The organism is Labrenzia sp. 011, from assembly GCF_003075075.1.
In the GTDB taxonomy this organism is placed as follows: Bacteria; Pseudomonadota; Alphaproteobacteria; order Rhizobiales; family Stappiaceae; genus Roseibium.
This window is the reverse complement of the sequence record NZ_QCYM01000006.1, coordinates 175,340-190,081: the sequence shown is the minus strand read 5'-3', so window position 1 is coordinate 190,081 and position 14,742 is coordinate 175,340. Positions and strand designations below refer to the sequence as shown.

Below are 14,742 nucleotides of genomic sequence, written 5' to 3'. Positions count from 1 at the left end.
GCCCGGCAGCGGCCGGGGAAAGATCGGAGACAACTTGTCCGGAACATTGAAGAACCCCCTGGGATTGAAACTCGTATGACAATCGCCTCAGACGCTTTTCCAGCAAGACCGGACCGGCGCGCAATCCTGTCCTGGGCGCTTTTCGACTGGGCGGCCCAGCCTTTTTTCACGCTGATCACCACATTCGTCTTTGCCCCCTATTTCGCATCGACACTGGCAGCCACCCCGGCGCAAGGGCAGTCGTTGTGGGGCTTTGCCACCGCCGCCGCCGGACTGTGCATTGCGCTTCTGGCGCCGGTGCTCGGCTCCGTCGCCGACGCCACCGGCGACCGCAAACGCTGGATAACCGTCTTTTCGGTTCCCTTTCTCCTCTGCTGCTGGGCCTTCTGGTATGCCGCGCCCGGCAGCCCCGACGGCATCGCCATCGCACTGACGGCCTTTGCCATCGGCACGCTCTGCGTCGAGATCGCGACGGTCTTCAACAATGCCATGATGCCGGCACTCGTGCCGCCTGCCCGGATCGGACGCCTGTCGAGTTTCGGCTGGGCCATGGGCTATGCGAGCGGCCTGATCACCCTGGTGACCGCGCTCGGCTTCTTCGCCGCCAGCCCGGAAACCGGCAAGACACTTCTGGGATTAAAACCGGTGCTGGGACTGGATGCGGCAACCCGGGAGGGCGACCGGGCCGTCGGGCCCTTCTCCGCGCTCTGGTACCTGGTCTTCGTGCTGCCAATGTTCCTCTTCGTGCCCGATGTGCCCCGTCAGGCCAGGCTGGGTCCGGCAATCCGCAAGGGCCTGCGCGATCTCGCCGCAAACCTGGCCAGCGCCCGCGCCAACCGGAATATTTTCCTGTTCCTGCTCGCCAACATGATCTTCAAGGACGGCCTGGTGGCGCTGTTTGCTTTCGGCGGCATTTACGCGGCCGGCCAGCTCGGCTGGGGATCCATCGAAATCGGCACCTTCGGGATCATCCTGACCATCTTCGGCGTCGCCGGGCTGATTCTCGGCGGGCCGATGGACGACAGGTTCGGCGCCCGTCCGGTCATCCTGTTTTCCCTGGTCGTGCTGATGATCTGCGGTCTCGGCATGATCTCCATCGACAGCACCACGGTATTCTTCGTGATCACCACGAAGGCGGCACCGGAGGGCGCCCTGTTCGCATCGCTGCCCGAACAGGTGTTCATTGGGCTGGGCGCCGCGATCGGCGCGGTTGCCGGTCCCCTGCAGGCCTGCTGCCGCAGCCTGCTGATCCGTCTCGCGCCGCGTGAGCACATGACCCAGTATTTCGGCCTGCTGGCCCTCTCCGGCAAGGTGACCAGCTTTCTGGCGCCCCTGGCAGTCGGCGTGGTCACCGCACTCACCGCCAGCCAGCCGGCCGGCATGTCGGTCATTCTTGTGTTCTTCGCCGTGGGATTGACGCTGCTGCTTCTGGTGAAGGAAGACCGCAGCGGATAAGTTTCAGGAACGGGAAGGACGGAAGCGAAACGAAAACACGCCGGCGATGGCACCGGCGCGTTTCCCTGTCGATCCGATCAGTGGCGGAAATGGCGCATGCCCGTCAGGACCATGGCAAGCCCGGCTTCGTCAGCCGCTGCAATAACCTCATCGTCGCGCATGGAGCCGCCCGGCTGGATGACGGCGGTCGCCCCGGCCTCGGCCGCGGACAGAAGTCCGTCCGCGAACGGGAAAAACGCATCGGATGCCACCACGCAGCCTTTGGTGAGCGGCTCGGCCAGACCGGCGGCCTCGGTCGCGTCCAGTGCCTTGCGGGCGGCAATGCGGGCGGAATCCACCCGGCTCATCTGGCCGGCGCCGACACCGACCGTCGCCCCGTCCCGGGCATAGACGATGGCATTGGACTTCACGTGCTTGGCCACCCGGAAAGCGAACTTCAGATCCGAAAGTTCCCTTTCGCTCGGCGCGCGCTTCGTGACCACCTTCAGATCGAGATCGTCAACCACGCCGTTGTCGCGCGACTGGACCAGAAGGCCACCGGCGACGGATTTGACGAAGAGCCCCCTGGCCCGGGCATCGGCAAGCCCGCCGGTGACCAGCAGCCGGAGATTCTTCTTCGCCGCGATGATCTCGCGCGCCGCATCCTCGGCGTCGGGAGCGATGATGACCTCGGTGAAGGTCTTGACGATTTCTTCCGCCGCCGCCGCGTCCAGAGTGCCGTTGAGTGCGACGATCCCGCCGAAGGCAGAGACCGGATCGCAGCGGAGTGCCTTCTCGTAGGCGTCCTTCAGGCTCGCCCCTTCCGCGACGCCGCAGGGATTGGCGTGCTTGATGATGGCGACCGCGCTGGTGCGCGCCGGGTCGAACTCGCTGACCAGTTCGAAGGCGGCATCCGTGTCGTTGATGTTGTTGTAGGAAAGCGTCTTGCCCTGAAGCTGCCGGGCGGTAGCCACGCCCGGGCGTTTTTCGCCGGTCTTGTAGAAGCCCGCCGTCTGGTGCGGGTTTTCGCCGTAGCGCATGACCTCGGCCAGCGCCCCGCCGACCGCCCGGTGGGCGGGAGTGGCCTCGTCGAGCTGATCGGCCATCCAGTTGGAAACTGCCGCGTCATAGGCCGCCGTGCGCGCGAAGGCCTTCAGTGCCAGTTTCTTGCGCAGGGCAAGCGGCGCCTGTCCCTCATGGGCATCCAGCTCGGCGATCACCGTGCCGTAGTCCGCCGGGTCGGTGACGACCGTGACATAGGCGTGGTTCTTCGCGGCGGCCCGTGTCATGGCCGGCCCGCCGATATCGATGTTCTCGATGCCCGCGGCATAGTCGGCACCGGAAGCCACGACCTCCTCGAAGGGATAGAGATTGCCGCAGAAAAGATCGATGCCGGTAATCCCATGTGCCGCCATGGCGGCCTGATGGTCCTCATCGTCGCGAATGGCGAGAAGCCCGCCGTGGACCATCGGATGCAGGGTCTTTACCCGGCCATCCATGATTTCGGGAAATTCCGTGACTTCGGAAATATCGAGAACCGCGAGACCGGCCTCTTTCAGGGCCTTGTGGGAGCCCCCGGTGGACACCAGCTCGACGCCCCTCTCCGCGAGGGCACGGGCGAAGTCGACAAGACCCGTCTTGTCGTAGACGGAAAGAAGGGCCCGCCTGACGGGAACCAGGTCGGGAACGGGAACGGCTTTGGACACAATGGCCATGAATTTGCCTCGCGATAGGGGAGCATCCGGGAAGAATGGTCGCCCTAACACGTCTTCAGGCAAATCGGAAGATCATAGATGTCAGGACGGGTCCGGTTCCGGAAGCGGCAACTCGCCCGTTTCGTCGAACTCGCTGGTCCCGCGCCGGCTCAGCCGGGCTGCAGCCGTTTTGCGGAACTGCCATCCGACGGACGGCTCCTCCAGCACGGAGCCCGCGATGACGATCTGTTCGGTTTTCCGGTGGCCGTAGACATCCGACAGATAGATGCTTTCCTCCAGAAGCGGCTCGCTGCCATGGGCATCGAATTCCCAGGCTTCGCCGTCGCGGCACACAAGCAGGATCGCCGTTCCGCCGCGAATGAGCGATGCGCGCACCCCCGGATGCAAATGAAAGCGGATCGCGTAACGGTGCTCTGGATCGACGGAACCGACCGCGGAGAATGTGTCGATGCCGTCCAGCACCGTGCCGTCGCCCGCCAGGCGCAGGTCCCGCTGGTGCACCACACGGAAGGACGCCGCGTAGCCGTCATGGGAGGCAATGATGCGGCTGCCGGCCCTGTCGTCCTCACGTTCGACCGGAACCGTGACCGGCCCGGAAAGGATCGGCGCCCCCAGCAGGTGACCGAACGGCTTTTCGGACAGAAAGTGACAGGAGGACGTGTCTTCGATGGTCGCGGTGGAATGGGCAGCGGTCGACCGGCTCACCTTGCGCCACAACGGATTGGATTTCGGCGACACGCCGCAATTCACGACAAGCCGGTTCTGTCCGGAGGAAAACTCGAAGGACAGACATCCCGCATGGGCATCGCCGGAGACACCGGGAGCGGGCGCCGGCCCCGTATCGACCAGAACAACGGAATCCCCGCCGCTCAGCCGCTGATAGCCGGAATGCGGCGCGTTGAGAGGCGGTGCGCCCCGTGCGTCGTCATAGGCCAGGATCGTCGCCACGAGATCACCCGGCGTGGACCCCATGCCGTTGAAATGGGCCAGGGCGCCGTCGCCATGCCGGAAGAACCGCACGAGCGGCATCATCCTGTCCACGGATTGCAGCATGGCCGGCGGCATCTCCAGGCCCTGGGCGACGAAAGCCTGCCGGATCGGCAGAAGATCGGCGAGAATGTCGAGAAGCGCGCGCGGGTTGCGCGAGATATGCCCGCCATCCGGCAGAATCTGGCGGTTCAGCTCGTGTTCGAGGCGCCGGATGCTCTGCCGGGCAAACCGGCCCTGACCCGCCATGGAAATACAGGCCGACGCGATGGCCAGCGCGGCGTGCAGCCGTTCGACGCCATCTTCCGTTTCGTTGATGGTCTGGCGCAGATAACGGATCTGCCGGGCGAGTGACTTGACGAAGCCACGGTAGAATTCGTGATCGCCGTCCTGGAGAATGAAGGGCGAATGGGCCAGCCAGGACAGGACCCTCCGCGTGACAACGGAGGCCTCCCAGCCGATCGGGTGCCTGCGGCCGCAATAGCGGATCCAGTCCTCGACCAGGGCGCGGGCGTTCTGCCGGGCGATGTTGCTGTCGGCGGCGCGCAGGTCGCGCAGCCAGCCGAAGGCATGCAGTTCACGCTGCCAGTCCTCATGCGCCGCCTCAAGCTCGAAGGGAGACCTGCCCTGTGTTTCGACCAGATGACCGGAAAACAGGAACCGCCCGCCATAAATGTCGGCAGCATTGGTTGCATCGGCGGTGCGCAGATCCTGCGGTGCCAGAAGCAGGCGCGCAGGCACGGCCGAAAACGGCTGCATGCGGAAGATCGGTCCGCCATGCATCCATTTAAGGGAACGTTGCCAAACATGCAGTGCCACAAGACGCCAGATACGGCTTCTTTCGTTGAGGCTTGCGATATTCACCAAACCATCCCCGCAACTGATGGCTCATGCGTGATTATGGGATGTCTCCGCCTGCGTAATTTGAAAACAAGGCATTAAGGTTAGCATTTCATTTAAATTAACAATGCAAGTGAACCCTTTATGCCGCGTTAAAGTCGCCTGAATCTCGCAGCGAAAAACCCGTCCATGCCCCTGGTGTCATCATCTGCCCCCGCATTGTGGCACGGCAGACAGCGCAGATAGCCGCTCTGCGCAAGCAGATGGCCGAGACCGCCAACCTCTGCGGCGTCGATCGGTTCAAGCTGCATCCGCCCCGCATGGCGCTCGAGAAACGCCTGCGCCTGCGTTTCACCCTCTTCCGGCTCCAGCGAACAGGTGCAATAGACGAGAACCCCGCCCGGCCTGACCCAGTCGACGGTCCGGTCCAGCAGATCGCGCTGGATTTCGCCCAGTTTCTCGATGTCGTAGGCCTGCTTGATCCAGGGAAGGTCCGGATGACGACGGATCGTGCCCGTCGCACCGCAGGGCGCATCGAGCAGCACCGCATCGAACGGCTCATCCGGCGTGAACTTCCTGAGATCCGAAACGACCGTGCGAACGCTCAGGCCCAGACGGGTCATGTTTTCTTCCAGCCGCTTGAGCCGCCCGCCGGAAATATCGATTGCCGTCACTTCGGCCCCGGCCGCTGCGAGCTGTGCCGTCTTGCCTCCGGGCGCGGCGCAAAGATCGGCGACCCTGAGACCGCGGACGTCGCCGAGAAGACGTGCAGGCAGCGCGGCGGCCGCGTCCTGAATCCACCATGCCCCTTCGTCAAACCCATCAAGGGCCTCTACCGGTCCTTTTTTCGACAGGCGGACACTGCCGACACCGACCACACGGCCGCCGAGCCTTTTCGCCCAGCCTTCGGGGTCCGATTTCACCGTCAGGTCCAGGGCTGCCTCGCCCTGATGCGCTCTTGCGATCTCCCGGGCTGTTTCCGCCCCATAGGCCGCCTGCCAGCTTTGCCGGAGCCAGTCCGGCGTGTTCACGACGTCCGCGTCGATATCCGCCGTGGCCTCTTCGCGTTCCCGGCCCAGGCGCCGCAGCACGCCGTTGACAAGTCCCTTGTAGGGCCGTGCGCGGCGATCCGCCCCGGCATGATCGACCGCCAGCGAAACGGCAGCCCGGTCCGGAATGTCGAGATAAAGCATCTGCGCGATGGCCACATGCAGGATATCCAGCACCCGGCCGGTCTTTTCCGGTATGCCCCGGTCGAGCAGCCGGTCGAGGATTTCCGAAATTTCGCCGCGATGGCGCAGGGCCGCGCCCAGGATCGCCCGCACCAGCGCACGATCGTTGCCGGCCAGCGCACGCAGCCCCGAATGACCGGAGGCAGCATCGAACTCTCCGTCCAGCGTCCGCTTTTTATGAACAACATTCCCGAGAATATCCGCGGCCACCTTGCGGGCCGCAAATCCGGGAGTGTCGGCTCTCTCCTGATCGGGTTGCCCGGCGGGCCCGGGGGATCTTTTCGACGTACTTTTCAAGCGGCTGTCCTAATCGCGGTCCGGACGGCCGGACCTGCATGAAAACCAAGCGCCGCAGACCGGTCGTCCGGCTGCGGCGCAATGAGTGCATTCTAGATCAACCCGCGTTGATGTGAAAGCGATACAAATCAGAAAAGTCGCCCGATCCGGACACATCACGCAGGCGGAATGTTATCCCCACGGCCCCTTCGGCCGGCTTGTGCCGCCGGACCGGACAGGCCCGCTGGCGCTTCCCCAGGGACCGGACGAACCGGAGGAAAATCCGCCGCCGACACCGGCCCGGCCACCGGACCCCAGTCCGGCCGCCGCAAGCTTGCGCAGTTCATTGATGCGGTTCTGGGTATCGGGGTGCGTGGAGAACAGATTGTCCATGCGTTCGCCCGACAGCGGGTTCATGATGAACATATGCGCCGTTGCCGGATTGGCTTCCGCGTCGGGATTGTGGATATGTTCCACACCCTGCGCGATCTTGCCCAGCGCGGATGCCAGCCACAGGGGCTCGCCGCAGATCTGCGCGCCCATCCGGTCGGCCGCATATTCCCGCGTCCGGGAAATGGCCATCTGCACGACCATCGCCGCCATCGGCGCAACGATCATCATCAGGATGACCCCGACAATACCGAGTTGATTGTTGCGGTTTCCACCGAAGAAGAAGGCGAAATTGGCCAGCATGGAAATCGCCCCGGCGATGGTCGCCGTGATTGTCATGATCAGCGTGTCGTGGTTCTTCACATGGGCAAGTTCATGCGCCATGACCCCGGCGACTTCCTCCCGGGTGAGCCTGTTCAGGAGGCCCGTGGTCGCCGCCACCGCCGCATTCTGCGGATTCCGGCCGGTGGCGAAGGCATTGGGCTGCGGATTGTCGATGACATAGACCTTGGGCATCGGCAGGCCGGCATTGCGCGCCAGCCCCTGGACCAGACGGTAATAGTCAGGCGCGCTGCGCTCGTCGACCTCCCGCGCATGATGCATGCGCAGGACCATCTTGTCGGCGTTCCAGTAGCTGAACAGGTTCATGGCAGCCGCCACCGCCAGGGCAATCATCATGCCCGACTGGCCGCCGATCATGAAGCCGATCCCCATGAAGAGGGCGGTCATTGCCGCCAGAAGCATTGCTGTGCGAACGTAGTTCATCGCCGCTGTGATCCGTTTCCTGTTCCGGTTTCAACATAAGGAGGGAAGGCGTCCGAAACGCCTGTCTCGGAGTCAAAGATGGGGATTGCTGCCATTCTTGGCAAGATTGCCCTATATAGACCTGACAAAACATAACGTTGAAGACGAACAGACCGATGACAGAAAAACCCACCCCTTCCTATTCATCGACCGAAGTCCCTTCCCTGAAGGTGGAGACCGCAGCTCCTGCGAAAAGAAACTTCGAGGACCTGCCCCCGGCGGCCCAGCGTGCCCTGCGCGAAGCCGAGGAACGGCGCAGACTGATCGATGCGAAACAGCAGGCCCTGCCGGAGGAGGTCAACGGCCGCGGCGGACTGGAGCCGACGCGCTATGACGACTGGGAAATCAAGGGCCTGACCGTCGATTTCTGACCGTCCGGCATGAACCGGCCAGCCGGCTCAGGACTCCGCCAGTTTACGGACTTCCGCCGCAACCGCTTTCGCCAGATCCGCCTGCGGTTCGGCATCGAAATGGACGGCGTCGAGCCGGCTGGCCGCGATGACCGTGCCCGTATCGAAAAACGCCGCGCCGTATTCCGCCGCCTTGTCCCGGTAACAGGCGGCGAGCCGGTAGGATTCCCTGTAGCTCCTGTCGTCGAACTGCGCCGCGAAGGGCGTTCCCGCCAGGGGGCCGAGTGGCGGCGGTGACATGAGCAGTACTTTCGGGGCCCGGCCTTCCACGTCGTCGGTCGGCCGGCGGGCGAAATCCAGCAGGCGGCCCATGGAGGTGGCAATGGTTTCCGCATTTCCGGAAAACCGTGTCTTCAGATCGTTCGTTCCCAGCATGATGATCAGGATGTCGATCGGCATGTGGGTACGGCGCACGGTTCCCAGATGCGCCAGCCCGTTCCGGTCGCCCATCACCGGATCCTCATGGACCGTGGTGCGTCCGTTGACGCCTTCCTCCAGCACGTAGAACCCCGGCCCGAGGTCCCTCTGCATCCGCCGTGTCCAGCGGATGTCGTGGCCGTAGCGGGACCTGTCGGCCGGATTGAACCCCCAGGTGAGGGAATCGCCGAAACAGACGACGGAAACGGGATCTTTTCCTTCCGGCATGAGAAACCTTCTTTTCGCACAAAACCCTGAAACAAGGTCCGGACTCCGGACAATTGCCGGAAAGAACCGCACACATTTCTGCTTGGTTAATAAGAGATTTACCAAGGAGGCGATAGGGTCGGCTCAAAGTTTTGCGTAACCACCGCCGGACCGTTCATGATTGTCAGCCAGAAAGCCTACAGGCGCGGTGCGTCCCTGCCGCACTCCAATCCTTTTCAACGCCTTGCCGGGCTCCTGGACGGCGAGACGCCCGGGCTTGACCCCATCGTCATGACCATCGGCGAGCCGCAGCACGCGATTCCCCCGTTCACGGCGGACGTTCTGATGGACAACATCGACGGCTTCCGCCGCTATCCGGCAATCACCGGGTCGCCGGAATTTCGCGGCGCTGTCGCTGCATGGCTGGACAGACGCTACGGGCTGAACGGCATGATCGATGCGGACCACGGCGTCCTGCCGCTCAACGGCTCCCGCGAAGGCCTTTCCTTCGGCGCCATCGCCGCGCGGGACCAGCTTGCCAAGGATCTGGATCATCCCGTGGTGATTCTGCCCAACCCCTTCTACCAGACCTATGCCGCCGCAGCCCATGTGGCCGATGCGCAGGCGGTTCTGCTGGACGCGATGCCCGGCAACGGCTTTCTGCCGGACCTGGACAGTCTCGACCCGGACCTTCTGGATCGCACCGTTGCTTTCTACATTGCCTCGCCCACAAACCCGGAAGGCTTTGCAGCCGATATCCCCTATTGGCAGCGCCTGATCACCCTGGCGCGCAAGCACCGGTTCTTCATCTTTGCCGACGAATGTTATTCGGAGATCTACCGCGAAGTTCCGCCCCCCGGCATTCTGGAAGCGGCCCGTGCGATGGGGAGCGATTTTTCCAACATCATCGTGCTCAATTCCCTGTCGAAACGGTCCAACCTGGCCGGACTGCGCTGCGGTTTTGCCGCGGGAGATCCCGACTTCCTGAAAAAATGGGCCCGGTTTCGCGGTCTGGCCGCGCCGCAGGTTCCGCTGCCGGCGCAGGCTGTCGCCGTCCGGGCCTATCAGGACGAGGACCACGTCATCGAGAACCGGCGCCTCTACAACGAGAAATTCGCAGTCGCGGAGCGTCTCCTGAGCCCGCTCCTCGGTCCCGTCACCCCCGATGCCGGGTTCTTCCTGTGGCTCGATACCGGCAGATGGGGAGAGTCTCCGGCCGTGGCCCTAGACCTGTGGCGGACCATCGGGGTCAAGGTCCTGCCGGGCAGCTATCTGGCGTCCGATCAACCGGATGGCAGCAATCCGGGACGAAACTACATTCGCGTCGGTCTGGTGGCGCCCCTTGAGAAGACAGAAATGGCTCTTGAACGTTTGGCAAACTGGTTTGGAGAAAAAGCATGAGACGGGCGAGCGCAATGCGAGGAAATGGCCGCCGGTCCTCGGTAAACCTTCTGGACACCGAAAGCCCGATCAAGCGCTTTCTCCGGCGTAATCTCGTCGGGGCGGCCGGTCTCGGCATCATCGCCATCGCGGCGATGCTCGCAGCCGCGCTGGCCACCTGGTCAGTCAGCGACCCGAGCCTCAATCATGCGACGGGCGGACCGGTCCGCAACGCGCTGGGCGCGCCCGGCGCGATCCTCGCCGATATCGTGATGCAGACCATCGGCCTGGCGACCGCTGTTGTCCTGATTCCGCTGGTCCTTTGGGGCTGGCGGTTGCTCACCGGCCATGACCTCGGCATCGGCCGCAAGCGCCTCTTCTACTGGATCATCGGCTCCGGTCTCGCCGCCGGTGCACTGGCAGCCCTGCCGGTTCCCGAAAGCTGGCCGCTGCCCACGGGCCTCGGCGGCTTTTTCGGAGACATGGTCCATACGGTTCCCGCGCTGATCACCTCCAACATGACCGGCGGCGCCGCCACCATCGTCGGCGGCCTCGGTCTCGGCGTGCCCTCCGTGCTTTTCCTGCTGGCCGCCGCCGGCTGGCTTGGTTCCGCGGGCCGGGCACCGGAACGCGTCGAACCGTCCGCAACGCCGAAGGGTCACGGCAAGTCCCTTGAAGAAGATCTCGGCCTCGAAGACGACGAGAGCGAATCCCGCCTCAGCCTCATGACGAGCGCCTTTGTCGGCCAGATGGCCCATTGGGGACTCCAGTCCGTCGCCCAGATCCGCCGCCTGACGGGTCTCAGGCGGTCCTCCCCGCCTGACGAGGAGGTCTGGGACGAAGAGGCTGAGGACGAAGGCGACTATGAAGCGGACGACAGCCGTCACGGCAGCCGTCTGAAAGCCTTCCGCGAAGCCCTGACCGGCCGTCTCATCCCCGGTGACGATGATGACGGACTGGATGAGTTCTACCAGCGCGGCCGCTATACCGACGGTGAGGAAATCCATTCCGACGAACCATTCGAGGACGAAGGCGACAGCTTCGCGCCGGACGAGCTTCTGATCGACAAGGGTCCGGTTTCCGGCCGTCCGGCGGTACCGGTGGGCATTGCTTCACCGGAACCGGAACCGGCCGCGGCCACACCGGCGAGTTCCGGCCAGGCGCCTCAGGCCGGCCGGGTGATTCCGCCCGCGCCGCGTCCGAAGCAGAGCAAGCGCGCCATCGACGAGGCTCAGCCGTCCCTCCTCGGTGCGCCGGAGGAATACGAGCTTCCGCCGCTGCGCCTGCTCTCCGAACCCAAGACAACCGGCAAGGTGCCCGGACTGTCCGCGGACGCGCTGGAGCAGAATGCGCGCATCCTGGAAGGTGTCCTGGAGGATTTCGGCGTGCGCGGCGAAATCATCGAGGTGCGCCCGGGTCCGGTCGTCACCCTGTACGAACTGGAACCCGCACCGGGCATCAAGTCTTCCCGCGTCATTGGCCTGGCGGACGACATCGCCCGCTCCATGAGTGCGATTTCCGCCCGCGTGGCCGTCATCCCCGGCAAGAACGCCATCGGCATCGAACTGCCGAACGCCCGCCGCGAGACAGTCTACCTGCGCGAGCTTCTGGCCGCCCAGGACTTCGAGAAATCCAAGTCGAAACTGGCGCTGGCCCTGGGCAAGACGATCAACGGCGAAAGCGTCGTCGCCGATCTGGCGCGCATGCCGCACCTGTTGGTCGCCGGGACCACCGGTTCGGGCAAGTCCGTCTCGATCAACACCATGATCCTGTCCCTGCTCTACCGGCTGACGCCGGAGCAGTGCAAGATGATCATGATCGACCCGAAGATGCTCGAACTGTCCATCTATGACGGCATCCCGCACCTGCTGACGCCGGTTGTCACCGATCCGAAGAAGGCGGTTGTCGCCCTCAAATGGACCGTCCGCGAGATGGAAGACCGCTATCGCAAGATGTCCAAGATGGGCGTCCGCAACATCGACGGCTACAACACCCGCATCAAGCAGGCGCTGGAAAAGGGCGAGAGCTTTACCCGCACCGTCCAGACCGGATTCGATCGCGATACCGGTCAGCCGATCTACGAGGACGAGGACCTGCCGCTCGAGGCAATGCCCTATATCGTTGTCGTCGTCGACGAAATGGCCGACCTGATGATGGTCGCCGGCAAGGACATCGAGGGCGCGATCCAGCGGCTCGCCCAGATGGCCCGTGCAGCCGGCATCCACCTGATCATGGCAACCCAGCGTCCGTCCGTGGACGTCATCACCGGTACCATCAAGGCGAACTTCCCGACCCGGATCTCCTTCCAGGTGACGTCGAAGATCGACAGCCGCACCATCCTGGGCGAAATGGGCGCCGAACAGCTTCTGGGCATGGGCGACATGCTCTTCATGGCCGGCGGTGGCCGCATCCAGCGCGTGCACGGCCCGTTCGTCGCCGACGACGAGGTCGAGGACATCGTCAGCCACCTGAAGGTTCAGGGCACGCCGCAATATCTGGAAGCCGTCACGGAAGAGGACGACGGCGGAGACAGCCCCTATGACGGCGGCGGTTCTTCCGGTGGTGACGAGGGCAACGATCTTTACGACAAGGCAGTCGCGATCGTGCTCCGGGACAAGAAGGCCTCGACCTCCTATATCCAGCGGCGTCTGTCGATCGGCTACAACCGCGCCGCCTCCTTGATCGAGCGCATGGAGCAGGAAGGTCTGATCAGTGCCGCCAACCATGCGGGAAAGCGTGAAATTCTGGTGCAAAACGGCGTCGAGGAAGACTTTTAGGCAAAATCTGCCAAAGCTTTGCCACAGAAGATGATTAGCTAGGGCAATGCTTCGCGCCGCCAACGACTTAGGAAACTGTCTCATGCTGAAACGCTTCGCTCTCCGCCTGACCAGGCCCCTCCTGCGGACGGCGCTGGCCGCAATCCTGTCAGTGACGGCGCTGGCGGCGGCGCAGGCCATGACGGCCGAGGAACAGGAAACCCTTCAGGATCTGAACGCCTATTTCAATTCCGTGAAGACCATGCATGGCGACTTCATCCAGTTCGGCCCGGACGGCAGCCAGTCGGACGGAAAATTCTACATGGCGCGCCCGGGCAAGGTGCGTTTCTACTACAACAAGCCGTCGGTCCTCGACATCGTGGCGGACGGAAAATCCGTTTCCGTGCGCGATCGCAAGCTGAACACCCAGGACATCTGGCCGCTGGGCCAGACGCCGCTGCGCTTCCTGCTGTCCGACGACATCAATCTTCAGAAAGACACGAATGTGACCAACGTTCTTGTCGAAGAAGACCTCGTCACCATCACGATCCTCGACAAGACCAAATTCAATTCCGGCACGCTGACGCTGATTTTCGATGCCAAGGACTATGCCCTGAAACAATGGACGGTCACGGACCAGCAGGGCTACGATACATCCGTCGCGGTCTACAATGTCGTCTCCAACGGCCCGACCAATCCGGACCTGTTCAAGATCGACTATCTGTCCAACGCCCGCCAGAACAAGAACTGACGGGCCGCTCCGGCATCGTCAACGAACGGCCCGGGATGGACCGCCGATACCGGGCGAGGAACCGCCTCCCGGCCCCCCGGACGGCAACCCGCCCTGCAGGATCATCCGCAGCATGACCGAGACGCCCCCAGCCCAGAGCCGCTCGCTGGTCTTCCGGTTGCTGGAAGCCTATTGCGAACGCAGCGGACTGCGGCTGACGCCCGCCGACCCGCACGGCCATGCGGGCCTTGTCGAAGGTCCCGCCGGAAAACGCTGGTTCTTCAAGGGAACCTGCTTCGATCTCAACAGCTACGGGGCGGCGGAAATCGCCAATGACAAGGCCTATACGGCCTTTTTCCTGAAGCAGGCCGGCCTTCCCGTCCCCGCAGGCCATTTCCTGTTGGGCACCGAAATCCACGATGACAACCGCCTTCCGGATGCGGTCCGGGAATTCATCGGAGAAACCGGCTTCCCGCTGTTCGTCAAGCCGAATACGGGGCGGGAAGGCACGGACGTGATGCGGGTCGACACCCGTGTCGCGCTCAGCAATGCCCTGTGCCTTCTGGCGAGGAAGCACGACCGGATTCTCGTGCAGGAGGAAATTGCCGGCGTCGAGCTGCGGGTGATCGTTCTGGACGGCGAAATCCTCGCTGCCATCGAAAGGCATCCACCGCAGGTGACAGGCGACGGCCGCAGGAGCCTCGCCGAACTTGTCGGCATGCATCCGCGCCTCAATCCCGCCGATGAACGGCTCGAATTCGAGTTGTCGCAAATGGGAAAATCGCTTGAAACGGTCCTTGCGCCGCGGGAAACAGTCACCCTGCTGCCGGTCGCGAATCTCTCCGCCGGCGGCACCGCCCGGATCGTCACCCCGGATCTCACACCCGCTCACGCCACCATCGCCCGGCGCGCGGCCGCAAGCCTGGGCCTGCGCTATGCCGCCGTGGACTTGATCCTGCCGCACGAAAGCCGCCCGGACGCGGTTCCGGTCGTTCTGGAAGTCAATGCCGCCCCCGGCCTCGCCAATCTTTTCCGGCAGGGCAAGGAAGAAGCCGCTCTGGTCGAAACGATCCATACGGCGCTTTTCGCGGCAATTTTTGTTGCGTGAAGGTTGGGGAGAGGGCGGGCAGGCCCGGCACCACGGGACGGGACTGTCTTCAGGCT

The 14,742-nt window shown here is 63.8% G+C and carries 11 protein-coding genes; 6 read left to right on the top strand and 5 right to left on the bottom strand.

The genetic code is table 11. From position 1 onward, the window contains the following. Positions 1 to 75: 75 nt before the first annotated feature. A complete protein-coding gene (locus DCO57_RS09455) occupies positions 76 to 1,455 on the top strand; it encodes an MFS transporter (protein ID WP_116698628.1) in 1,380 nt (459 codons plus the stop codon). A gap of 77 nt (positions 1,456 to 1,532) precedes the next feature. On the opposite strand, the gene purH is transcribed toward DCO57_RS09455, so the two are convergent. The 4 genes from purH to htpX form a co-directional block, all read right to left on the bottom strand. Further along, positions 1,533 to 3,149, bottom strand: a complete 1,617-nt coding sequence (gene purH, locus DCO57_RS09450; protein ID WP_116698627.1) for a bifunctional phosphoribosylaminoimidazolecarboxamide formyltransferase/IMP cyclohydrolase — start codon at positions 3,147 to 3,149, stop codon at positions 1,533 to 1,535. An 81-nt stretch (positions 3,150 to 3,230) separates the two neighbouring features. Continuing rightward, the gene (locus DCO57_RS09445; protein ID WP_208977867.1) at positions 3,231 to 5,000 is read right to left on the bottom strand and encodes a heparinase II/III family protein; all 1,770 of its coding nucleotides are present in this window, start codon (positions 4,998 to 5,000) and stop codon (positions 3,231 to 3,233) included. A 128-nt stretch (positions 5,001 to 5,128) separates the two neighbouring features. Further along, positions 5,129 to 6,505: a transcription antitermination factor NusB gene (locus DCO57_RS09440; protein WP_116698625.1), complete on the bottom strand. Its 1,377-nt coding sequence runs from the start codon at positions 6,503 to 6,505 to the stop codon at positions 5,129 to 5,131. 171 nt (positions 6,506 to 6,676) lie between these two features. Continuing rightward, positions 6,677 to 7,639, bottom strand: coding sequence for a zinc metalloprotease HtpX (gene htpX, locus DCO57_RS09435; protein ID WP_116698624.1), 963 nt, complete (start codon positions 7,637 to 7,639; stop codon positions 6,677 to 6,679). 155 nt (positions 7,640 to 7,794) lie between these two features. Here htpX and DCO57_RS09430 point away from each other — a divergent pair, with 155 nt between their 5' ends. Further along, complete coding sequence (locus DCO57_RS09430) at positions 7,795 to 8,049, top strand: DUF1674 domain-containing protein (protein ID WP_116698623.1); 255 nt, start codon at positions 7,795 to 7,797, stop codon at positions 8,047 to 8,049. 27 nt (positions 8,050 to 8,076) lie between these two features. Here DCO57_RS09430 and DCO57_RS09425 read toward each other — a convergent pair whose 3' ends face one another. After that, complete coding sequence (locus DCO57_RS09425) at positions 8,077 to 8,733, bottom strand: SGNH/GDSL hydrolase family protein (RefSeq protein ID WP_116698622.1); 657 nt, start codon at positions 8,731 to 8,733, stop codon at positions 8,077 to 8,079. A 156-nt stretch (positions 8,734 to 8,889) separates the two neighbouring features. Here DCO57_RS09425 and DCO57_RS09420 point away from each other — a divergent pair, with 156 nt between their 5' ends. From DCO57_RS09420 to DCO57_RS09405, 4 genes are all read left to right on the top strand, one after another. Continuing rightward, a complete protein-coding gene (locus DCO57_RS09420; RefSeq protein WP_116698621.1) occupies positions 8,890 to 10,113 on the top strand; it encodes an aminotransferase class I/II-fold pyridoxal phosphate-dependent enzyme in 1,224 nt (407 codons plus the stop codon). Then, on the top strand, positions 10,110 to 12,869 hold the full coding sequence (locus DCO57_RS09415; protein WP_116698620.1) for a DNA translocase FtsK: 2,760 nt from the start codon (positions 10,110 to 10,112) through the stop codon (positions 12,867 to 12,869). Before DCO57_RS09420 ends, DCO57_RS09415 begins: the two co-directional genes overlap by 4 nt. Before the next feature lie 82 nt (positions 12,870 to 12,951). Further along, a complete protein-coding gene (locus DCO57_RS09410) occupies positions 12,952 to 13,599 on the top strand; it encodes an outer membrane lipoprotein carrier protein LolA (RefSeq protein WP_116698619.1) in 648 nt (215 codons plus the stop codon). A 112-nt stretch (positions 13,600 to 13,711) separates the two neighbouring features. Next, positions 13,712 to 14,686: an ATP-dependent carboxylate-amine ligase gene (locus DCO57_RS09405; protein WP_165814696.1), complete on the top strand. Its 975-nt coding sequence runs from the start codon at positions 13,712 to 13,714 to the stop codon at positions 14,684 to 14,686. Positions 14,687 to 14,742 lie beyond the last annotated feature (56 nt).

Bases quoted from the DNA above. Each gene is read 5' to 3' on its own strand.
- DCO57_RS09455 (WP_116698628.1), top strand. From the start codon at position 76: ATGACAATCGCCTCAGACGCTTTTCCAGCAAGACCGGACCGGCGCGCA.
- purH (WP_116698627.1), bottom strand. From the start codon at position 3,149: ATGGCCATTGTGTCCAAAGCCGTTCCCGTTCCCGACCTGGTTCCCGTC.
- htpX (WP_116698624.1), bottom strand. From the start codon at position 7,639: ATGAACTACGTTCGCACAGCAATGCTTCTGGCGGCAATGACCGCCCTC.
- DCO57_RS09430 (WP_116698623.1), top strand. From the start codon at position 7,795: ATGACAGAAAAACCCACCCCTTCCTATTCATCGACCGAAGTCCCTTCC.
- DCO57_RS09425 (WP_116698622.1), bottom strand. From the start codon at position 8,733: ATGCCGGAAGGAAAAGATCCCGTTTCCGTCGTCTGTTTCGGCGATTCC.
- DCO57_RS09420 (WP_116698621.1), top strand. From the start codon at position 8,890: ATGATTGTCAGCCAGAAAGCCTACAGGCGCGGTGCGTCCCTGCCGCAC.
- DCO57_RS09415 (WP_116698620.1), top strand. From the start codon at position 10,110: ATGAGACGGGCGAGCGCAATGCGAGGAAATGGCCGCCGGTCCTCGGTA.
- DCO57_RS09410 (WP_116698619.1), top strand. From the start codon at position 12,952: ATGCTGAAACGCTTCGCTCTCCGCCTGACCAGGCCCCTCCTGCGGACG.
- DCO57_RS09405 (WP_165814696.1), top strand. From the start codon at position 13,712: ATGACCGAGACGCCCCCAGCCCAGAGCCGCTCGCTGGTCTTCCGGTTG.